At 59.3% G+C, this 20,545-nt stretch carries 17 protein-coding genes; 7 read left to right on the forward strand and 10 right to left on the reverse strand.

The window, feature by feature from the left end; translation table 11 throughout:
• Positions 1-232: 232 nt before the first annotated feature.
• The 6 genes from DTW89_RS08155 to DTW89_RS08180 all read right to left on the reverse strand — a co-directional run bounded on the left by DTW89_RS08155 (position 233) and on the right by DTW89_RS08180 (position 8,093).
• Positions 233-3,397, reverse strand: a complete 3,165-nt coding sequence (locus DTW89_RS08155) for a type I restriction endonuclease subunit R (RefSeq protein ID WP_114655587.1) — start codon at positions 3,395-3,397, stop codon at positions 233-235.
• An 83-nt stretch (positions 3,398-3,480) separates the two neighbouring features.
• Positions 3,481-4,011 carry a DUF6036 family nucleotidyltransferase gene (locus tag DTW89_RS08160; protein ID WP_086926346.1) on the reverse strand — a complete coding sequence of 177 codons (531 nt, stop codon included), beginning with the start codon at positions 4,009-4,011 and terminating at the stop codon, positions 3,481-3,483.
• Positions 4,008-4,322: a hypothetical protein gene (locus DTW89_RS08165; RefSeq protein WP_066785924.1), complete on the reverse strand. Its 315-nt coding sequence runs from the start codon at positions 4,320-4,322 to the stop codon at positions 4,008-4,010. The genes DTW89_RS08160 and DTW89_RS08165 overlap by 4 nt, the downstream gene beginning before the upstream one ends.
• Positions 4,323-4,669: 347 nt before the next feature.
• Positions 4,670-5,911: a restriction endonuclease subunit S gene (locus tag DTW89_RS08170; RefSeq protein ID WP_157896699.1), complete on the reverse strand. Its 1,242-nt coding sequence runs from the start codon at positions 5,909-5,911 to the stop codon at positions 4,670-4,672.
• Positions 5,912-6,063: 152 nt separating this feature from the next.
• Positions 6,064-7,809 (reverse strand): type I restriction-modification system subunit M, encoded by a 1,746-nt coding sequence (locus DTW89_RS08175; RefSeq protein ID WP_087743168.1) that lies wholly within the window; start codon positions 7,807-7,809, stop codon positions 6,064-6,066.
• Positions 7,810-7,871: 62 nt separating this feature from the next.
• Positions 7,872-8,093, reverse strand: coding sequence for a helix-turn-helix domain-containing protein (locus tag DTW89_RS08180; protein WP_087748112.1), 222 nt, complete (start codon positions 8,091-8,093; stop codon positions 7,872-7,874).
• 148 nt (positions 8,094-8,241) lie between these two features.
• On the opposite strand from DTW89_RS08180, the gene DTW89_RS19715 reads away from it, so the two are divergent.
• The 7 genes from DTW89_RS19715 (at position 8,242) to DTW89_RS08210 (ending at position 12,606) form a co-directional block, all read left to right on the forward strand.
• On the forward strand, positions 8,242-8,481 hold the full coding sequence (locus DTW89_RS19715; RefSeq protein ID WP_026437435.1) for a hypothetical protein: 240 nt from the start codon (positions 8,242-8,244) through the stop codon (positions 8,479-8,481).
• On the forward strand, positions 8,474-9,745 hold the full coding sequence (locus DTW89_RS08190; RefSeq protein ID WP_087743170.1) for a site-specific integrase: 1,272 nt from the start codon (positions 8,474-8,476) through the stop codon (positions 9,743-9,745). Before DTW89_RS19715 ends, DTW89_RS08190 begins: the two co-directional genes overlap by 8 nt.
• Before the next feature lie 122 nt (positions 9,746-9,867).
• A complete protein-coding gene (locus DTW89_RS08195) occupies positions 9,868-10,485 on the forward strand; it encodes a hypothetical protein (protein ID WP_139285381.1) in 618 nt (205 codons plus the stop codon).
• Between the two features lie 21 nt (positions 10,486-10,506).
• The gene (locus DTW89_RS19300) at positions 10,507-10,761 is read left to right on the forward strand and encodes a hypothetical protein (protein WP_139285380.1); all 255 of its coding nucleotides are present in this window, start codon (positions 10,507-10,509) and stop codon (positions 10,759-10,761) included.
• Between the two features lie 13 nt (positions 10,762-10,774).
• The gene (locus DTW89_RS08200) at positions 10,775-11,449 is read left to right on the forward strand and encodes a hypothetical protein (RefSeq protein WP_232476454.1); all 675 of its coding nucleotides are present in this window, start codon (positions 10,775-10,777) and stop codon (positions 11,447-11,449) included.
• 61 nt (positions 11,450-11,510) lie between these two features.
• Entirely contained in the window at positions 11,511-11,882 is a 372-nt protein-coding gene (locus DTW89_RS08205) for a hypothetical protein (protein WP_232476455.1), read from the forward strand.
• Positions 11,883-12,384: 502 nt separating this feature from the next.
• Positions 12,385-12,606 carry a type II toxin-antitoxin system HicB family antitoxin gene (locus DTW89_RS08210; protein WP_066785945.1) on the forward strand — a complete coding sequence of 74 codons (222 nt, stop codon included), beginning with the start codon at positions 12,385-12,387 and terminating at the stop codon, positions 12,604-12,606.
• A gap of 47 nt (positions 12,607-12,653) precedes the next feature.
• Here DTW89_RS08210 and DTW89_RS08215 read toward each other — a convergent pair whose 3' ends face one another.
• From DTW89_RS08215 to DTW89_RS08230, 4 genes are all read right to left on the reverse strand, one after another.
• The gene (locus DTW89_RS08215) at positions 12,654-13,430 is read right to left on the reverse strand and encodes a hypothetical protein (protein ID WP_086926340.1); all 777 of its coding nucleotides are present in this window, start codon (positions 13,428-13,430) and stop codon (positions 12,654-12,656) included.
• Positions 13,423-16,149 carry a site-specific integrase gene (locus tag DTW89_RS08220; RefSeq protein WP_139285379.1) on the reverse strand — a complete coding sequence of 909 codons (2,727 nt, stop codon included), beginning with the start codon at positions 16,147-16,149 and terminating at the stop codon, positions 13,423-13,425. Before DTW89_RS08220 ends, DTW89_RS08215 begins: the two co-directional genes overlap by 8 nt.
• The gene (locus tag DTW89_RS08225; RefSeq protein WP_086926338.1) at positions 16,146-18,176 is read right to left on the reverse strand and encodes a hypothetical protein; all 2,031 of its coding nucleotides are present in this window, start codon (positions 18,174-18,176) and stop codon (positions 16,146-16,148) included. Before DTW89_RS08225 ends, DTW89_RS08220 begins: the two co-directional genes overlap by 4 nt.
• 624 nt (positions 18,177-18,800) lie before the next feature.
• Entirely contained in the window at positions 18,801-19,985 is a 1,185-nt protein-coding gene (locus tag DTW89_RS08230; protein WP_066785869.1) for an ATPase, read from the reverse strand.
• Positions 19,986-20,545 lie beyond the last annotated feature (560 nt).

Consider the following 20,545-nt stretch of genomic DNA (forward strand, 5'->3'; position numbering starts at 1 on the left):
CAGGGTTATCGGCTGTTGATTTCCACGCCGAACTGACTCGCTGGGGCTTTTGATCGACGAATGACCGCTCTAAGTGCTTGCGGTCATCCAGATCCTAGCCCTTGATGTCCGGGATCAGCCTGAAGCGGAAGTTCGCCCGTAAGACATGAAGCTTGCTCTTGGCCATCACCTGCCAGCCCCATAGAAATCAACTCCACTGAGCCTAGTAGCGTTTCACGAGCGCAAGACATGGCTACTGAGCATTGAATCTGTTGCCCCCCCGCTCCCTCAACACCTCATACAACTGCGCCGGCCCCAGCAAGATGGCCTTGAGCCCGGAGCGCACCCGCTCGCTGTCCAGCGCCTGTTTGCTCATGGTGGTGTAGGCATCAAAGGCGTCGATGATGGCGTCGGTCAGTGCGCTGTCCAGGTCGGGTGAGTTGTCGAACTGGCCCTTGCTGTTGTTGCTGGCCTGTTGCACCAGGATGTCGGACTCCAGCAGTTTGCCTTTGACGTGGTTCACATACACCAGCCGGTCGTCGTCGCTGAGTTCGCCGTCGAACAGGTCGTTCACCTTGGCAACGATCTCTGATAGCAGCACTTTCATCTTGTCCTGCACCGCGCCCGCGCCGGTGTCGGTCAGGGGCTGCAGCTTGTAGTCGCCGTCGGTGTCGTGCAGCGCCAGGCTGCGCTGGCCTTGCTCCTTCAGCCGGTGGTGGGTCAGCACCACCTTCGACAGGTCCACCCCTTCGCGCTCCCGGCCGAAGTCCAGCAGGGGCAGCAGGCGCTTGAAGAAGATGGCGCGCTTTTCGATGGCGGTGTTGCCGTAGTCGAATACTTGGCCCAGGAAGGCGTACACGCGCACGAAGGTGCCCAGGTCGCGCTTGAACAGGGTGAGGGCCGCCAGTTCATCCTTGGCGGCTTGTGCTGCCGGGCCGTCTGGGATAGTGCTGGCCTCTGCATCCTGCAGGTTCTGCCGCGCCGCCTTGTAGCGCTTGAGCAGCCGGTCGGCCACGGGCTCGATGGCGGCCACCAGCATGGCCTGCGTGGCCTTGGGGTTCATCTCGGCCAGCACCACGCGCTCGACCTCGAACTCGTCGTAATGGCCCGAGGCATCGAGCTTGGCGCGCAGGTCATAGACCAGATGCGGGTCGGTCACCCCGGCCAGCTCGGCGGTTTCGTAATAGGTCTTGAACGCTGCCAGAACATCGTCGGGCTCGTTCACAAAGTCGAGGATGTAGGTCGTGTCTTTGAGGCCGAATGGCCCGCTGTAGGCGCGGTTCAGGCGGCTCAGGGTCTGCACCGCCTGGATGCCGCCCAGGCGCTTGTCCACGTACATGCCGCACAAGAGCGGCTGGTCAAACCCGGTCTGGAACTTGTTGGCCACGAGCAGGATTTGGTATTCATCGGTGGCAAACGCCTCGCGCATGTCGCGGCCCTTGAGGTTCGGGTTCAGCGCGGTGCTGTTCTCCGACACCGGGTCAGGCAGGCTCTGCGGGTCGTTTACCTCGCCCGAGAAAGCCACCAGCGCGCCCAGTGGGTAGCCGTTGTCCTGGATGTAGTTCTGGATGGCCAGTTGCCAGCGCACCGCCTCTTGCCGGCTGCCCACCACCACCATGGCCTTGGCGTGGCCGTCGAGCAGGGGCTGCACGTTCTCGCGGAAGTGCTCCACCACCACCGCCACCTTCTGGCTGATGTTGTAGGGGTGCAGGCGCACCCAGCGCATCAAGCCCTTCATGGCCTCGTTGCGCTCAACCTCTTTCTCGTCCCACTCCTTGCCGTTGTTGGCCAGCTTGAAGGCCAGCTTGTAGGGCGTGTAGTTCTTCAGCACGTCGAGGATGAAGCCCTCCTCAATGGCCTGGCGCATGCTGTAGATGTGGAACGGCGCGGGCAGGTTGCCCGGCCCGGCGGGCTGATCCGGCTGCGGGCGGCGGCCAAACAGCTCCAGCGTCTTGGCCTTGGGCGTGGCGGTGAAGGCCACATAGGTGATGCCGGTGTCTGCTCTGCCGTTGCTCGCCCGGGCCGCCATCTGCGCCGCCAGCAGGTCTTCGGTGCCCACCTCGCCCCCATCGGCCAGGTCTTTCAGTTCTTCAGCGCTGAGCAGCTGCTTGAGCTTGGATGCGGCCTCGCCCGTCTGGCTGCTGTGCGCCTCGTCGGCAATCACGGCAAAGCGCTTGCCCTGCGTGGCGGCCAGCTCCTGCACGGCCTTGAGGGCGAATGGGAAGGTCTGGATGGTGCACACCACAATCTTCTTGCCGCCGCCCAGTGCCTCGGCCAGCTCGCCGCTCTTGCTGCCCGCGTCACCCTTGATGGTGGCCACCACGCCCTTGGTGCGCTCGAAGTCGAAGATGGCCTCTTGCAGCTGCGCATCGAGCACGTTGCGGTCGCTGACCACCAGCACGCTGTCGAACAGCTTATGGTTCTGCGCATCGTGCAGGTCGGCCAGAAAGTGCGCCGTCCAGGCAATCGAATTGGTCTTGCCCGATCCCGCGCTGTGCTGGATCAGGTACTTGTGCCCGGCGCCCTCGGCCAGCACGGCGGCCTGCAGCTTGCGCGTGGCATCGAGCTGGTGGTAGCGCGGGAAGATGAAGCCCGTCACCTTCTTCTTGCTGTCGCGCTGGGTGACGAGGTAGCGGCCGATGATCTCCAGCCAGCTATCGCGCTGCCACACCTGCTCCCACAGGTAGGCCGTGCGGTGGCCTGCCGGGTTGGGCGCATTGCCCGCGCCGCCGTGGTCGCCCTGGTTGAAGGGCAGAAAGCGCGTGGTGGGGCCTTGCAGGCGCGTGGCCATCATCACCGTGCGGTTGCTGACGGCAAAGTGGACCAGCGCGCCGCGGGGGAAGTCCAGCAGCGGCTCGGCAAACGGCCGGCCCTTCGGCTTCGGGATGCGGTCAAAGCGGTACTGGTCCACCGCCGCATTCATGTCCTGCGTGAAGTCGGTTTTAATTTCTGCCGTGGCCACGGGGATGCCGTTCAAGAACAGCACCAGGTCGATGATGTCGTCGTGCCCGGTGCGGCACTGGCGCACCACGCGCAGGCGGTTGGCGGCGTAGCGCGCCTGCAGGTCGGGGTTCATCGCCAGCGCGGGCTTGAACTGCGCCAGCTTCAGCGGGCTTTTAAGCCCCAGCAGGTCGATGCCCACGCGCAGCACTTCGAGCGTGCCCCGGTCGTCCAGCGCCTTGCGCAGGCGATCGAGCAGCATGGCTTCGGCAGCGGCGCCATGGTTCTTGCTCAGCGCCTCCCAGGCTTGCGGCTGCGTCTGCTGCACCCAGGCCAGCAGGTCGGCCGGGTAAAGAGCGCGGGGGGTGTCGTAGCCGCTGGCGTCGCCATCGCTGCCCGGTGCTCCGTAGAGCCAGCCCTGCGCTGCCAGGTGGTTGCAGATGTCGGTCTCGAACGCGATTTCGTTGTGCAAGCTCATGGGCTGCAGGTTCCTTCCGATGCTGTTTGTCTCATGGGGACACCGTGACTGCACTCCATGCCTGGCCTTGGATTCAGCGGGGGTCAGGTGAGCTTCAATGCCTTGCGATGCCGCGCCATCCTTTTGCGGGCAGCGGGCAGCTCCCCTTCCAATGCCGGTGCGCTCGCAATCCGACGTTCAATGGTGTGCATGTCGAGGAGCCCACTTTTCAGGCCAGCGAGCAGCCAACGCAGGTCGCGTTCTTCGCCGCGCATGTACTTGGAAACTGCCACATCGTCAGGCTGCACAAAAAAAGCCTTCACGTCACCGAAATCCAGCGGAATCAACCTCTCCTGCCACCCCTCCGGGAACGAGGGCAGGCTGGGGGATACCGGGTCCAGGTAATAACCGAATTCATCCTCGAACACAGAGCCCTGGCCCAGTGCCTGGGCCAGTTCGTAGGTGCGCTGGGGGTCGTTCTTCAGATAGGTATCCACATCAATGGACATCACCATCGTGCGGGGTGGGTCGCTGACGGCGCCCAGGATGGAGAGCGAGCCAACGATCACGAAGTCTGTGTGGTGAACGATGGCTTTGGCCTGCGTCAGCAGTGCATGAAGCTGTTCGCGGTTCAACGCAATTCCCGCAGCAAGAACGAAAAGGGCGTGTTCTGCATCATTCCCAGCGAGCGGCGCTCCGACGCTTCCAGCACTTTCTGCTTGTAAACAGCACTGTCGCCCGAGCTCACCACACCAGACCAAAACCGGATGTAGTAATCGCTGCACAGGCGGCCCTGTTTCCACAGCCCGATGCGCTGGCGCGCATGTTGCAGGATCTCATCCTTGCGGTCTGACTGCAGCTGCTCGTAGACATAGCGGTGCAAGGACCGCAGCGCTTCGTCCTGCGCTTGCTTGCCTTGGCGTGCTTGCATGTTGGGCGCTTGCATGAAAAACCTTGGGTGAGGGACCGTCTGGAAATGAGATGACTGAATGGTAGCAGGAGGGCTGTCAGAGGGCGTTTGCGTGGAGGCGCCTTGCTGGACAGCGCCCGCAGAACTTGGCGTCGGCGTTGCGCCCGAACAATCGGGGGGAATTTTCAGCGCCAGGGGATTTTTCTCAGAAATGCGGGGATGGGCGATTTATTTCTCAGTTTCCTGGCCGCCGGTTCACTACCCATCTGCCCATGCAAGGGCGCTATGGCGGTCCGTTCTGTTTGTTGCTCATAAGGCGACGATGGTTGCCTTGAAGGCTTCATGCGGCAAGGGGATAGGGTGGGTTTGAAGCAAAATTGGCCTCAAGCGCTTGCTGGATAAGCGCTGGCAGCTACTGAATCAGGAGCATTTGCGCTGCCCGCCAGCCCGCGCACGTCGATCTGGCCGGTGACGGCGGCGGAGATCAGGGCGGTGCGGCGTTCTTGCAGGAGGGTGATGGCAGAGCGGGCTTCGGCGGTCAGGGTGTCGAGCTTGGCGGTTTCTTGCTCCAAAAACACTGTGATCGTCGCTTGCTCTGCCAGTGGCGGCACCGCCATTGCAAAAGTCAGCAAGCTCGACTGGGGCAGGTTGTTCGCCATGCCATTGCCACCGCTCAGAGCGTTCTCGATCTGAATCCGCAATGGGCGCGAGTTGAGTGCCGCAACAAAAAAAGCTGCGTTGACGAACTCTTTCAACTTGAGTCGAAAGATCTTGTCCGAAAGCATGAGCCGCTCTCGGGTGGCTTTGACCAAAGCAGTGGACCCCACCAACTCAGGAGAGCCACTGGCGCGGGACATGAGCACATCGCCAACTCGGACTTCGTATGCCTCTTCTGGAGGCAACTCCGGCGGCAGGGCCTTGTTTTCAGATGGCCGAAAATTTCCGCCATTCAAACAACCGGCCTTGAGCACGCCCCATTCCTGCTCTTCAGCTTCGCGGGCATAGCATTCCGGACTCCAACCTTGTTCGATTGCGGCGATCACGCGGCGCAATGCACAAACCTCCCAGTGCCCCGGCACCTCCCCCAGCCACTCCACGCCCGAGTCCTTCATCGGCACGTTCGGGTCCAGCCCCTTGGTCACGGCGTGGGAGATGACGGCCTGGCGCTTTTCCTGCAGCAGGGCGATCAGCTTTTCCTGCTCGGCCACCAGCGCGTCGATCTTGGCGGTTTCGCGGTCGAGGAAGGTGGCGATGGCGGTTTGTTCCTCTATAGGTGGAAACGGTGCCCGAAACGAGCGCAAATCATCCATGTTCAGCACGCGCTGTGCAGAACCAACGCAGACAAGGTCAACGAACCGTGTGAAGTTGTCAGACGAGAAGACCCACACCAGCCACTGGGGTAGTAGATCTACATTTGGAAGCAGGCGTGCCAGCGCTCTCGATAAATTGATTCCGTCTAGAGCTTCAGGGATGACAAGTGCGGTCCCAATCGTTCCAACGACCGATAGAACAACGTCCCCGCGACGAACGATGGTGCGTTGGAACTCATCGGAAAGGCGTTCGCTGATCGTGGCGAGAGCTGACCTATCGGGAGTCCCATTCGCGAGGTCCATGATCTTGAGCATGGGCACGCCATCTGGATCAAAGTCTGGGACCAAAACTCCGTAGCAAGGAGGTGACTGGAGTCGATGGCCTGTCCCGCAGATGGTCCAATGCGACGGCACCTCCCCCAGCCACGCTACCCCGCTGTCCTTGTACTCCGGGTATCGCGGAAAGCTCATGCCGACAGCCCCTTGATCATGTCCAGAATGCGGTCGGTGGTCAGCTTGAGCTCAGCGTCGATCTCGGCCAGCGGGCGCGGGGGCTTGAAGACGTAGAAGTGCCGGTTGAACGGGATTTCGTAGCCCACCTTGGTTTTTTCGGGGTCGATCCAGGCGTCGGGCGCGTGGGGCAGCACCTCGCGCTTGAAATACTCGCCCACGTCTTCGGTGTAGGGCACGTTTTCGGTGTCGCGTAGCTGCGCGTCGGGCTGGGGCTTGCCCTTTTGCTTGCCCTTGGTGCCCAGCACCACGTTGCCCGCTTCGTCGCGCAGCGGGCGCTCGACGGTGATGGCGTGGTAGCCAAAGGCTTCGTTGTCGAAGATGCGGCTGATGGGGGTGCCGTTGTCATCCTGGGCCTCGGCGAAGTCGCCAAACAGGCGGGTGATGCGCTCAATGTGCGCGTCGCTCAGTTCTTTGCGCTTGGAGCCCAGGCTTTTGCGCATCTTCTGCCACATGCCGCTGGCATCAATCAGCTGTACCTTGCCCTTGCGCGCTGCGGGCTTGCGGTTGCTGATGATCCAGACGTAGGTGCTGATGCCGGTGTTGTAGAACATGTCGGTGGGCAGGCCCACGATGGCTTCGCACAGGTCGTTCTCCAGCACGTAGCGGCGAATTTCGGATTCGCCCGAACCCGCGCCGCCGGTGAAAAGGGGTGAGCCGTTGAGCACGATGCCGAAGCGGCTGCCGCCTTCTGATGTGGGGCGCATTTTGCTGAGCAGGTGCAGCAAAAACAGCATGGAGCCATCCGACACGCGGGGCAGGCCGGGGCCAAAGCGGCCGTTGTAGCCCTGTTGTTCGTGCTCTTTGCGCACTTCTTTCTCGACCTTTTTCCACTCCACGCCAAACGGTGGGTTGGACAGCATGTAGTCAAATTTCTTGTGCCCGTGGCCGTCGTCACTGAGGGTGTTGCCAAAGGCAATGTTGCCCACGTCCTGGCCCTTGATGAGCATGTCGGCCTTGCAGATGGCGTACGACTCGGGGTTGAGCTCCTGGCCAAAGACGGTGAGGCGCGCCTGGGGGTTGTGCTCGGCCAGGTATTCACCCGCCACGCTGAGCATGCCGCCCGTGCCCGCTGTGGGGTCGTAAATGGTGCGCACCACGCCGGGTTTGCTGAGGATGGCGTCGTCTTCAATGAAGATGAGGTTGACCATGAGCCGGATGACCTCACGCGGGGTGAAGTGCTCCCCGGCGGTCTCGTTGCTGATTTCGGCGAACTTGCGGATCAGCTCCTCAAACACCAGGCCCATTTGCATGTTGCTGACCACCTCGGGGTGCAGGTCGATCTGGGCGAACTTTTCGGCCACCTGGTACAGCAGCCCGGCCTTGGCCAGGCGCTCGACCTGGGTGTGGAATTCAAAGCGCTCGAACACATCGCGCACGGCGGGCGAGAACGCCTGCACGTAGCTGAACAGGTTTTGCGCGATGTGATCCGGGTCGCCTAGCAGCTTTTTGAGGTCGAGCGTGGAGGTGTTGTAGAAGCTCTGGCCCGCCTTGCGCAGCAGGAAGGGCTCGGGGTTGACGCCCAGCTTTTCTTTGTCGGCCAGCTCGGCCAGCACGGCGGGCTTGGTGGCCTCCAGCACGCAGTCCAGGCGGCGCAGCACGGTGAAGGGCAGGATGACCTTGCCGTAGTCGGATTGCTTGTAATCACCGCGCAGCAGGTCGGCGACGGACCAGATGAAGGCGGAGAGGGTTTGTTGGTTCATTGATGGTGGTTATACGCCGATCTCTGAGGCAACTTCGTGTTGTTCCGCAGGGGGACGGGTGCTCATTCTTGGACCGACGTACGGTCTGGGACGTATTCGAACAACTCACCTACCGGAACGCTGAAATAGCCGCACAAGGTGTTGATCGCATCCAGATCAACACGTGTGGCTGTCTCCTGGTAGAGCAGCGTGATCGTGTTCCTATGGAGACCAGTGTCCCGCGCAAGGTCGCTGATCTTGAGCTTTCGTTCTCCCATAAGCTTGGACAGGTGGCACTTGATCAAGACATTCTCCGTGTAGAAATATCGCCCAGAATGGCAAAAAAGCATTGACAAGGGTTATTTCGCGCTCATAATGCCATTCAGGATGACAAAAAAACGCAGTGCGCGACTTTTTTGGATCCTGATTGTCCACCATCGCAAGGAGAGAGAAATGACATCGTGTACCTATCTGACTACTGACGAGTTGTCTGACCGCATCAAGTACGACGCCAGGACCATCCGGGACAGGCTCAAGGACAGCGTCCTACTTGAGGGTCGGCATTACATCCGCCCGTTCGGTGGACGCAAAACTCTCTATATCTGGGAGCACATCGAAACAGACATGACTCAGTATTCGGCCGTATGTGCAGAGGGCATACCGCTGGCCAATGGAGGTGTGATTCATGGGTAGTATCCGCCGCCTGGAAAGTAAAGGGACGCTGTTCCTGGACTTCCGATATGCGGGGCAGCGGCTGCGGGAATACACCACGTTGACCGACACCTCCGCCAACCGCAAGCGCTTGCAAAAGGTCCTGGAGCGCATCGAAGCAGAAATCGCCCTGGGCGCCTTCGACTACCAAAAAACCTTCGGAAAGCCTCTACCTGTCGCGGAGATCGAACCCCCGCAGGAGCCCATGCTTGCCGGGCCCGCACCAGGCGCATTGAAGCAGCCCCCCAGCACAACCCCGCTGTTTCGCGACTTCGCCGAGGTGTGGTTCGCAGAGGCCGAGGTGACATGGCGGCGTAGCTACAGCATCACGCAACGCGGTGCACTGGACAAATACCTGATCCCCTTTTTTGGGGACAAGGAGGTCGGCCAGATCACCAAGGCAGACGTACTGGCATTTCGGGCTTCACTCGCCAAAGTTCCCGCCCGAAAGTCCAGCAACACCTTATCCAACCGACGCATCAACTCCATCATGAAGCCTTTGCGACAGATCCTCAACGAAGCGGCCGACCGATTCGAGTTTACGTCCGCCTTCCGCAATATCAAACCCTTGAAGATGAAGCGCAGCGACGTCATGCCCTTCACGCTGGAGGACGTGCAGCGCATCCTGTCCACCGCGAGGGCGGACTATCGCAACTACTTCACCGTGCGCTTTTTCACAGGCATGCGAACCGGGGAGGCGCATGGCCTCAAATGGAAGTACATCGATTTCGAGCGTCGGCTCATCCTGGTGCGTGAGTCGATCGTCCTCAACGAGGAAGACGAGCTCAAGACGGATGGCAGCATGCGCGACATCCAGATGAACGAGATGGTGTTCGATGCCCTGCAGGCGCAGTTCAAGACTCGGCACCCTGACTCGGAGTATGTATTCAGCTTGCGCAGTGGCAAGCCCATTGATAACCAGAACTTCCTCAACCGGGTCTGGGCGCCGCTGCTACGTCACCTGGGGTTGGAGCACCGCAGGGCCTACCAGATGCGGCATACGGCGGCAACGCTGTGGCTTGCTGCCGGGGAAGCGCCGGAATGGATTGCGCGACAGTTGGGTCACACCAGCACCGAAATGCTGTTCCGTGTCTACAGCCGGTATGTGCCCAACCTGACGCGCCGGGACGGCTCTGCCATGGAGCGCTTGCTCAAGCAGCACATCTCGTTAGCGCCCGTCACGGGGAACGTGACCCCCGTGATCCTGGCGCTTGAGGCTTCACCGGCAGTGGCAACCACTACCTAACCACATCGCTTTTTTGAACCTACGCCAAGTGCCCGACGCGCAGGGCAGGGCGGAGCCTTGCCTGCGCCCACCCTGTAAGCCCGATTGGCCGAATCTGCACTTCGAGTGCCAAGGAGTTTCATATGACCGCATCACTTCACTTGCATCGAAACCGTAACCGCATCTCCCTCCGCACGCTCATGTCGGAGCGCGTGCAGCAACATGACTGTGACGTGATCACGCAATATCGCGACGAGATCTACGCTCGTATGCCCGATGCTGCACAGGGCGCGCTGAACGCATTCATTCGCAATCTTTTTGGCGATGATGGCCTGGTGCGTGCCTATCTTCATCCCGTGGCAACTCCTGCGGGAGAGCCGGCGACCATGCCTCTGGACCTTTGCGAACGCGCCGCAAACCAAGCGAGCCGTTACCCGAGACTGTTGCACCGCCACGAAAGAGAGTTGGCAGCAGTCGCCGCCTTTGTGCAATCCTGTGGCTACTATTGGTGTGCCTACCAACAAGTCCTGGGGCGGCCTGCTGCCCAGAATGCCGAAACCATGCGCTTCTATCGCAGCCGCATAGCCTCGGCACACAAAGCGTTACTGGAAGAGCCCCTCAGGCAACTGCGACGCTGCCACGCGGATCTGGGATACACACTTGCTCAAGTGCTGGGGATGGAACATGACGACACGGCTGACCCGCAGCAGGTAGCGCGTATACAGGCTGCGCTTGGCAGTGTGATGATGCAGATGCCTTAGCTATCAATCAAGGTGCACAAAATGAGAGTTCATGAATTGATGTCGACACCGTTCGTCGCGGAACTCATTTGCGACCGCTGTGGAACGCAGGCGCGACACGATGAGGGCGATGGCCTGAACAACTTCCTGCAGCTGGGGTTCGACGCGGGCTGGGGATCGCCCCTGGGCGATGGAACGCGGGTGGATATCGATCTTTGCCACAGTTGTTTGAAGGAAACACTGGGTCCCTGGCTGCGCCTGTCGACGTCTGCCTGGGCCTTAGCACCCAAGGGTTGACCAAGGAATCCACATGAGAAATCCGCATTATGAGTATTTGGGTAGGCGCATGCGTGAGTATCACCGCATGCAACAGTGGCGTCTTTCAGATGGCGGTCTGTTCATCCCGCACGCCTACTGGAACATGGGGCCTGAAAGTCTGTCGTATTGGGATGACGTGGGTTTCATCCTCAACGGGCGGCGCATCATCGTCTGGTGGCATCACCCTCGACACATCTATGGGGAGGCTATTTCTTCCATGGCTTGGGACGAGGCGGGTGACGGCCCACGGGATGACTGGCTCTTTGAGGGCGGGACCAAAGGCTACAAGATGGTTGGCAAGTCGAGCAAGCGGAAAAAACTGAGCAGCTTCACCAGCCGGGCACCTTCCGAGGCCCAGACACAGCACTACGCAAAGCTTCAGAAAATTGAAGAACGGCTGACCCGGGATGGGATTGACTTGGAGGTTCGGCCCTCATGGAAATGGGAGCGTCTCAGTTGGGCGATGGGTGTCAGCCTTGTGGCACCGTTTGAAGTAAGAAATGAAAAGGAGCTGGCAGAAGTGGCGCACTTGGCCCGAGAACTCATCTTGCAGAAAACCACCTTGACCCAAGAGTTTCCGGACTTTGTATACGACAAAGCAAGCTGGCTGCGCGAGCGGGCCGTACTGGCTCCCGCCCACCACACTGCCCCTGAAGTGAAGGCCTGAAGAGGCTTGAATGGACAGGGCAGTACCGGCTGTATGGCGAAGTAGTACGCAAGGAATTGATATGACGATTGACCGTGCCAGCTATCCAGGCGTGCCGGATGATTTCCCGGTGACTGCGGTTCCCTCTGCCATTGGAGGCGCCCAGCCGAAGATGAGCCTCGTTGAGGAAGATGGAAAGTTCTATGCGCCAGGTACTTCGCCCTCAGAAGTCGTGGCAGCCTTTCAGATGTGTGACGACCTGGTCTCGCAGATGGTTCCGTACTGCCAGCGAAAGCTGCCCACCTTTGAAGGGGGCCAGGAAGCGACGGTGAAGACTGCGTTAAAAGGTCTTCTGGCCAAGCGATGGTGCACAGATGCGCAGTGCGTATGGATCATGCGCAGGGTTGCGCGAGAGCTGCAGTGGCCAGTGGACGAAAGCGCTTTGGGCGTCTGAACGCTTTGGCTCGTTACCCCGGCGCTGTTGATCGAAGACCATGTGTTGACGCAAGGTGCGCTTCGCGCTGGCACGCTCATGGGATTTACCGACGAAGTGCTCTCCAATGCCATTGGACTGTAGCTCAAGACGATTTTAAGGTTGGACGCAAGACTGCAGGATCTTTGTGCGGGCACTGCAAGTGGGCTCACTTGAAGTCGGCTGTGCAGCGGAGGACTAAACCGCTCGCGCGGTAGACCGCCGCGAAGGCCCTGACGCAAAGTACACATCGCGCCCCTGTCTATGTTGGCGAGTGAGGCAACCCATGCTGGTGCGCAGGCGTTGATCGGTATCGCATGAGATCTGCTTGGCAGTTCTCTACAAGATGAAAGGAATATGCGCCATGGTGGGCTTAATTACCCTATGCCTTATCGGCGGCGTGATTACCTGGTTCGGCATATATGTGGCCACGAGCCAAACGCAACCTTCTGGCCCCTGCGCCGCCAACTACACGTTGGAGTGCATGCGTGACAACGACGGACGGTTTCTGGCCGAGGTTGTCCCGGAGCTGCCGGGAGCACGTGCCTTGGGAGCCACGGCTGAAGATGCCATGGCGAAGGCCCAGGCCGTAGCGTTGCGCGTTCTGGCCGAGCGGTTGGAGCAAGGCGAGGTCACGCCGCGCGCCATCCGCATCGAACTCCGCGTACCCGCAATGACGGTGGATGCCCCTGCCACCCCAACGTAAACATTACCCGAAGGCAAAGGCACAGATTCGAGCGCTCCTCATGTATGTCAACAGTCATCGGGCGATTCAATCATCCTAAGAAAAGACAAATTAACGGTTTGGCCTATCCGATTGACATAGCGGCATGCGTCAACCTCAACGAGTGCTCGTGACTCCATGGATTCCAGGAGAATTTCATACAGAAATGGATGCTCCAGCGGAAGCCAGTGAAGCTGGATCTGCTTGCTCTTGGTCTTCAGTTGCGATCGATGTTCCTTGGTCGGCTCAATAACAGCTTTCTCGCGACCTACCATGTCTACACGAAAGCGAACGGAGACGGGGTCGGGAAGCATTGTTCTTCGCGATTGGTAGATTGGATCCACAGAGATAGTCACGCCATCGCTGGTCCGGAAGCTCGTGGTTTCTTCCCGGTCCGTAAGCAGGCGGATCAATGCTGGCGCAGTGGTGCGTATGGCATCAATGAAGTCATCAGGGCTCAAGCCCGTCGAGGTAGACAATGTTCTCAGGTGCTTCAATGCGTTAGTCGCTTGCATGACGGTTCCAGCGAGAAGCGGATCCTCGGTGGAGGATGCTGAGTAAGGCGCTTTTCTGTCCTCAAAGAGCCTGCGCTGAAGACTGTCACAGCAGGAAACCACTAACCACTGGTCAAGTTTGCCCGGGTCTACCTCCAGAGAGTAGTACAGGCGGTCCTGTTCAGACAGCTGCCCCAAGACCGTGTTCATCGTGTTCTGCACGAGCATGATCTCCCGCTGCTCCTTGGCGGGATCTCTGGCCTTTTGCACCGAGTTGATGAACACCCGAAATATTTCTTGGTCCTTACTCATGCGCATCCATTCCAATCATGCCGTGCCATACGGCCATGGAAAACATAAGGCCATGAAAAGATCCCATGCGCAATCTGGCGGAAGGGCAAGGCTTGGATGTTTTGGTGAAAGGCTTTCTTGAGATCAGCATGTAGGGAGGTTGTTCGAGTTTCCGTTGGCGAACCCCTTCAATCGTGACGGAGGTTCCGAAGTACTGTCCTAGCTGATCTTGCGCACTTCTGGCTGAATCACTGCGCACAGTCGTAGCGCGAGAATGAGGATCAGCAACATGCTTCATTGGAACTCGAAGGACAATGCAGCTGCCAGGAACGGAGCCGTCGCTCAGCCAACGCAAAAGGTCGTCGGCCGATCCATCGGGTCGCAATGCAATGCTTTGCCCATCGCGGCAGTGCATCCATGAGCGCACGGCATTGCGCTGTGCAAACGTAGGAGCAATGTTTTGAGGTGCCAACTTTTGCCAGGAAGGTTCATCGGTGACCGTCGGCCGAATATCGCAATCCATAAAGATCTGAAGTAGCCGTGCAAGTTTGATCACCCGCGTGGCATGTTCGAGGATCAGGCGGCGACCACGGACACTTCCCAAGACAAGAAGCTGGTTGGCGATCAATACAGCACGATCGATCACTTCCAAGACGGTGGCCAAAGGGACACTGCAGCGAGAAGCCACAGCCTCGACTGGTATGCCAGTGTGAAGATCGCAGAGGATCTTGCGTACATGCATCAGGCCGATTGACGCTATTGGTGGCGGCGGCAACGCCGCCAGCAGAGATGGGGGCGGCGCTTGGCGTACAGCCAGCCCAGTGGATGTCTCGAAGAGACAAGACCACAAGAATTCCGCTTTGTTCTCACTGCGTTGTTTAGCCTTTCGCAATGCGGCAGCGGAACGTCCGGTCCAGAAGGCTGCGACTTCAGCGGTAAGTGGCCTCGTCTGCCAATAGCTGTTCAGAGAGCAGCGCAAGGCCATGTCGGGTCGGTGGAAATAGTGCTGCAGGGTTGTCGGAACTTGGGCATGTCCCACCTCAGCGGCAACTTTTTGCAACCAGGAAACGGGGCTTGGACGAGAAGAAGGCTGATCCAGCTGATGGATGATGTTGCGGTTGACCCATGCGTGCCGCAGCGTATGGAAGGAAACTGATTTGTCGCCGCAGACTTGCTTAAGAGCGCGGTTGACCAGTCGGCTGCAGGCGGCAAACATGTAGGTGCGATGGCTGCTGTGGGGATCTCCAAACAGCAGAGCAGACTTGCCATGTCTGCCCTCTTCTTCACTCTTCCTGCGCTTGATCCAGCTGGCTACGCACGCCACCCACGCCGGCTCGCCGAAGCTGCGCATCCATCGCTTCGCGCTGTAGCTTTTACCTTGATGCTGCCCTCGCCGAGGGTGGTATCGGAGTTCGATGCCTTCTTCAGTGATGACGAAGTCCTCTAGGCGTAGGGCTTGTGCCTCGCCGATGCGCAGGGGAAAAATAGCGGCAAGAGCCAGCAGCGCTTGCACACTGGCGCAGATGCGTGCATCGCTGCTGGCAGTGAGGGCAAGTTCCAGGGCCCCGTGGATTTCTTGGGACCAGACCGTGTTGGCGTGCACTACCGTGGTGTTTCCGTCACCCGAAAAAAGTACCTGCGCCATCGGCGGGGCGCCAAATGTCTGGATGCAAAACTGATGGAAGGAGGCAAGGGCCGGGCGTTGTGGGTCGCTGTTAACGGCATGCTTCAGTGCATCGAAGAAGGCGATCCACTGTTCATCGTCCATGTGAACTGCAGAGCACGGGCATTGAGTGTAGTTTTCGGAGATGAGCCCCGCGGTAGCGCTGACGTAGCGAGAGATTGTTGCGACGGAAGGATTCTTCAGGCGCACGCTGCCAACGCTAAGCAGGTGGTGCACCCACAGCAGGACCAGCGCATCGCCTTCTGTGCCTTGGCGTGCAATCAAGTCGGCGGTCATGGCCAACCTGCTGTACAGGCTTGTTCGCCAACGCTGATCAGAAAGCCGGATGTCTGTTGCCTGGTTGGGTAGAGTAAACAGGTCTTGAATCTCCTTCAGGCACCGAGCGCGGCGGTTGATGGGCGCCTCCATCTCAAGGAGTATTTCCAATGCTCCGTCGTGGGAGGGACTGAGAGCATCATCATCTGCAGCATCCCGCGTTTCCCAGTGCACGTCCTTTTGTCGTAGGTTCCATCGCGTAAGCACATCGCGGGGCAGTGCCGTGATGGGAATACTGCCCGTGAGCATCCCCAGACAAAAATTGGGGATGTGCTGATGTAGCCAGGCCAGCGCGTCGTGGAAGATGAGATGCCAGAGGTCCTTGCCCATCTGGGATTGGGCCATTGGGTAGTTCTTCAGCAATACTTGATGGAAGGAGTCCAGGTCCTTCTTGGGCAACGTTCCACTGGGGACTCGGAACAATGCGATGCGCGTGCGTGGATCGAGCGCCCGGCTATGCAGACGGTCCTGTTCATCGGACCATTGGACGTAGTGGCCGTCACAGGTGGAGTGCGATGACACCAAGGCATGAAGGAAGTTCGATAGCTCTGCGGATGAGCCCATGCCTTCGTAGAGGATGGCGCACAAGATCAGGGCATGCGAAGGCGCGAGTTGGGTCACCAGCCGGTCGGCCGATCGAATAAAGCTGTCGAAGCGAGCGACCCCGCCGGGAGCGCTGAAGGCCGGAATCAGGACTGGATTTCGTTTTGTTGTTGTCCAGGGTTGTGACAGAGATGTCATGGAGCGATTTCCTTGCTCAGGCCGGACCTGGGTCGGATGTTCAGCTCCAGTAGCACTTGGTCGATGCCTGAAATAAGGCGTTCGGTGCTGTGGTACTTGACGCGGTTGGAATTCAGTTCGTGCGTTGAGATTCCCGGCGAGAAATGGCGGAGCCAGTCTTGGATATCCTCGAATGGCATGCCCGCATCCAGCAAAAGATCCGGCAGAGAATGGCGACCAAAGTCCCGGTTGAGCTGGCTGGCTGGGCCTGTGAAAAGGACATCTGAGCTCAAGGGGACGGGGGCGCCATGCGTGTCCAGCAAAAAAAGCATGGGCAAGTTCTGGAGTTCCCTGATCTGGCGGATGAGTTGAAAGGCGGCCGAAGAGCCGGGGGCTTGCAATTTCAATAGCCGCTTATCCAGCGCGGCGATGTGCGCGTGCCAAAGCTTGAGCTGCTCGGAGAGCGCTGCTGGGATGGGGATCGGTGTCGTGCCTCGCGTGGCACTCAAGGGCTTGTCTTCCATCAAGCCGAAGGTCGTGGTGCTGCTCCAAACGCTCGCACGAAAGTCGATAAGGCGGCGGTCGCGGCCTCCGACGACAAACTGCATCAAGAGGCCGACGTAACGCGCGCACGCGTTGTGGTGCTCGATCAATGATGGCAACGAGTACCTGCGACCACACTTTTTCGCGAGCAGTTCATCGCCAGCGCTTGCAAATACTTCTTTGATCCAATCCGCCGATGGTGTCAGGCGGGAGCCGATGCGGAGGTTGGAGTTGCCACCACTTTGCGGTACTGCTGGCCCCAGGCCGACGGCGTCATAGAAGTCGGAGCAGGCCTGCCAGATCTCGCGCTCGCGTGGGCAGACGTAATGGAGATCGGATTTGTTTACCAGTTCAAGGGCAAGAGTCGCGTAGGCAGAGATATCACGCCTGTCGGTGGTCGCTAATGAAATCGATCGCGCGGAGTTCATCAGTCCGGCCAACGAAGCGCTGTGATGAACCCCCGGCAACGAGATTTTTTTGCGGCTGGTTGGTTTGTTAATGCACAGATCGGCGAGCGTGCGCAACTGGCTGTTTTGCGTGTGGGCCTCTCGCAGCATGGTGGCAACACCCTGCGGCAGTGGGCGCTTCAGGATCAGCGTGGACGCTTGATGCCGCGGGCTTGAACGTTTACCAAGACCTGCCAGTGCGAATGACAAGTCCACGTATGTTGAGCCTGCAACCGGATCGATCCAGGCCATCCAGCCTTGTCCGCTTTCTCCGGAAACCAGTGGTATTCGCTTGCCGAGGTTTAGGCCGAGGCCAACGCATAGGCAGATGAGGGTGACCAGGTCATCAGAGTGACCCTGCTGTGCTTGGTCGAGAAGAAGGACGACGGTGCGTGTGAGCTCGCTGCGGCTGAGTGTTTGGCCGGTATCTACGGCCTGGCGCTCGGTTTGACGTAGGGAGCTCAGTCGATTGGAAAGGCAGGAGGTCACCGCTGCGTTAAATGACAGTTGCGCGCTGTTCGTGGAGCAGGAGTGCAACGCCAGCAACTGCAGGAGCTTTTGATGTGCTTGCCCTTCAAGCTTGGTGACCTCCGCTTCGAACTGCTGGTTTGTCAGGATCTCGTCGTGTGATTGTTTGATGAGCTTGCGCAGTTTTTGAACGAAGCTCTTTTCTATGGAGGCTTCTTTCAGGAGGGCCGCGACTAAATGCTTGCCGACCAAGCTCTGGAGTCGATGCGCGTAAGGAAAGCTCGCAGATACGAACCACGCCCAGGCTGGGTAATCGCTCGCGAGGCCGAGCATTGCATTGGGCTGAGCAATGCAGGCGCCTGAATCGTCGCTCAACTTGCCAAGCAACGAGATATGTTGCGCGAGATGAGATCCGGCAGCGGGAACTTCGATCAGCAGTGCCGTCAGGCAGGTCAAGGTATTTTTAGCGACTAAGCCGATGCCCGGTTGATGCGGTGGCGCCGGAATGATGCTCAAAAGCAGTCGCGCAGCATCAGGCCCCTCCACGGCAACGGAGGTGTGAGCGAAAACGAAGGACGCCGGAATAGTCATAGCAACTCCATAGAAAAAGCCGGGCCGAGAAAGGGGGGAAGGGCCATGTAGGCGCGCGCGGATGCACCTCGATCGGCGCCAGCCGAGGTGTCGGGCATCAAGGGGGGCGGCGTGACGCCGCTCGTGATGTGGCTGCGCCGGCCCGAACGTGGTACGCGTCAGGCGGGCAGCATTGAAGGGGCGCGCGTGAGCGCGCCGCATTGATAGCCCCTAATCAGGGCAACTTTTGGGGCTTGGCTTTGCTGGCCTAATTTCCGGACATCGGAGATCGTTCAGTCGAACGCCCTCCACTGAGGTACAGGACGACCTCAAAGAGACTTTTGGCAAAAAAGCCATCGCGAGCAAAAGCCCACGAAATTTATATCTGCGCAAGCAGAAATATCCGGCCTAGGGGCCTTTTGCTGGGATCGGGCCCAGCTTGTTCAGGGGCCCGCAAGTATTTTTGGTGCGGCGGGCTCACACCAGCAGGCCATAAAGCTAGCTCGCGCTAATCTAGCGGAGCTGATGGCTCTTTGTCAATGCCCATTGAGCGCGTCCGATCAGAAGCTGACTGCCCGGTAACTTTATGCATGTGATCAGCAACTGGTCGATGGGACAAGAGGGCTGTTCCCTTCTGCCCTGTATTCAATCATCATCAAGGGGCAGCACGCCCTGTGGCGGTGTGGGTGGCCACTTTCCTGCGCCGCCGCGCTTTTCAAACCAGCGGTGCATGGCCACGTCTTCTAGCGCGTATTCACCGCGGGCCGACTTCCATACCAACGCGGGCATACGCTGTCGCAAACCCTCCAGCGCCCGCTGAACTTGGGTAGCGTTTACTGGGTGGCCAGTTCTTTCCCGGTAAAAGCGCAGTGCTTCGGCATCGTAAGGGCGGTATCGTGAACCTTGCGTCAGCATGCGCCACAGCACGGCCTGCTCGGTGGGCTTCAGCCCCAGGTAGTCCGACTCCATCTGCGCTTCGTCGTGGGTTTGTTGTTGTTGAGCCGCATCCAGCAATGCCGATTCAAAGCGCCCGGTCAGGGCAGCGAGGGGACTGAGCACCTGGCCCAATGCGGCCATGAAAAATTGCGGACGGAAGCCGAACACTTCAAATGCCTGTTGCAGCAGGGTCTGATCCACCGGTTTGAGTTCGGGCCGCTGCGCCTCGATCAACGCTGCTATGTGGGCAATGAAGTCAGGCCCCAGGGGCGGCATGCGCTGAATCTGTGAGCCGTAAAACGGTGCACCGGCCGTGTTGACCAAGCGCAGCAATTTGTCGCGGTCTGAGCCTGACATCACCAGCATCAGGTTCACCACGCCGGGCTGATTGAGTTGGTCGCGGGCTGATTTCAAGGCAGTCATGGCTGCCTCGCCGGCTTCGCTGGTAAGGGCGTGCTGCGCTTCGTCGATGATCAGCGCGATCGGCTTGCCGGCGTGGTCATGCAGCAGGCGCAGCGCATCGGTCAGGGTGAGTCCATCGATCTTGCCGATCTTGCTGGTGTCCACCTCTAGCCCGCCCACCTTCACCTTGTCCAACCCCGCCTTGCGGGCGGTTCGGGCCACAATGCCCAATTGGGGTTCCAACGCGCGAGCAATGGCTTCGGCGATCAGTCCACCCGGGTCACGTCGCGTATCGGCCCACAGATCCACATACACCACGACCACATCGGCTGCTTCCAGCGCGGGTCGTAAGTCACCTTGCAAAAAGGTGGACTTGCCGGTGCGGCGGGGGGCGGCCAAGAACAGGCCGTTGTGGGCGTCTCCCAGCAGGGCTTTGCCTTGCAGGGCGGCGACTAACTCTTGGGCGAGTGCGGCGCGTGGGAAAGCGATCATGTCAATTATCGGAAATTATCTTGAAAAAGATATTTTATCGTATTTTCGATAAAATAGCATAATTAACGGTGTTCTTACAGTGGCTTTGTTGCACAAGCCCAATTGTGCGAACTGGTATCAGCGCACCGGCGAAGGGCGCAATGAGCGAGTGGCGCTTGCATTTGAAGGCTGCTTCAGGCTGATCCCAGTCACTGACGCTGCAGCATATGAACGACCGCTGCGACGCTTGGCGGACATTCAAGTGTCGTCATGTCGCTTAACGTCAGCACCTCACTCGGCAGTGGATCCTGCTCTTTCGGTTCGAGTGGCGTCTACCGCCCCTGCTAAGCAGCAGCGCATTGACTGTTTTCGAGAGATTCCTACACATCTTCTTTGGGCGGGTACTTTCACCGGTCGGCGGGTGAAAACACCCTGCTTTCGAAGAACGATAGATGGGGTCTCCTCGTTTTCAGTGCAATAAGTGACGGTACGCAAAGCTAGCACTGGCGCGGGGGTGGTCTGGGTAGACCGTTGATTTCATTGACTTTCCTGTTCGCTTTGTAAACGGGTATGGTGGCCTC

Origin of the sequence: Acidovorax sp. BoFeN1 (genome assembly GCF_003345135.1) — a bacterium.
GTDB classification, from domain to species: Bacteria; Pseudomonadota; Gammaproteobacteria; order Burkholderiales; family Burkholderiaceae_C; genus Acidovorax; species Acidovorax defluvii.

What these genes read in the sequence shown, in the direction of transcription:
- DTW89_RS08155 (WP_114655587.1), bottom strand. Translation starts at nt 3,397, where the DNA reads ATGAGCTTGCACAACGAAATCGCGTTCGAGACCGACATCTGCAACCAC.
- DTW89_RS08165 (WP_066785924.1), bottom strand. Translation starts at nt 4,322, where the DNA reads ATGCAAGCGCCCAACATGCAAGCACGCCAAGGCAAGCAAGCGCAGGAC.
- DTW89_RS08170 (WP_157896699.1), bottom strand. Translation starts at nt 5,911, where the DNA reads ATGCTCAAGATCATGGACCTCGCGAATGGGACTCCCGATAGGTCAGCT.
- DTW89_RS08175 (WP_087743168.1), bottom strand. Translation starts at nt 7,809, where the DNA reads ATGAACCAACAAACCCTCTCCGCCTTCATCTGGTCCGTCGCCGACCTG.
- DTW89_RS19715 (WP_026437435.1), top strand. Translation starts at nt 8,242, where the DNA reads ATGACATCGTGTACCTATCTGACTACTGACGAGTTGTCTGACCGCATC.
- DTW89_RS08190 (WP_087743170.1), top strand. Translation starts at nt 8,474, where the DNA reads ATGGGTAGTATCCGCCGCCTGGAAAGTAAAGGGACGCTGTTCCTGGAC.
- DTW89_RS08195 (WP_139285381.1), top strand. Translation starts at nt 9,868, where the DNA reads ATGACCGCATCACTTCACTTGCATCGAAACCGTAACCGCATCTCCCTC.
- DTW89_RS19300 (WP_139285380.1), top strand. Translation starts at nt 10,507, where the DNA reads ATGAGAGTTCATGAATTGATGTCGACACCGTTCGTCGCGGAACTCATT.
- DTW89_RS08200 (WP_232476454.1), top strand. Translation starts at nt 10,775, where the DNA reads ATGAGAAATCCGCATTATGAGTATTTGGGTAGGCGCATGCGTGAGTAT.
- DTW89_RS08205 (WP_232476455.1), top strand. Translation starts at nt 11,511, where the DNA reads ATGACGATTGACCGTGCCAGCTATCCAGGCGTGCCGGATGATTTCCCG.
- DTW89_RS08210 (WP_066785945.1), top strand. Translation starts at nt 12,385, where the DNA reads ATGCGTGACAACGACGGACGGTTTCTGGCCGAGGTTGTCCCGGAGCTG.
- DTW89_RS08215 (WP_086926340.1), bottom strand. Translation starts at nt 13,430, where the DNA reads ATGAGTAAGGACCAAGAAATATTTCGGGTGTTCATCAACTCGGTGCAA.
- DTW89_RS08220 (WP_139285379.1), bottom strand. Translation starts at nt 16,149, where the DNA reads ATGACATCTCTGTCACAACCCTGGACAACAACAAAACGAAATCCAGTC.
- DTW89_RS08225 (WP_086926338.1), bottom strand. Translation starts at nt 18,176, where the DNA reads ATGACTATTCCGGCGTCCTTCGTTTTCGCTCACACCTCCGTTGCCGTG.
- DTW89_RS08230 (WP_066785869.1), bottom strand. Translation starts at nt 19,985, where the DNA reads ATGATCGCTTTCCCACGCGCCGCACTCGCCCAAGAGTTAGTCGCCGCC.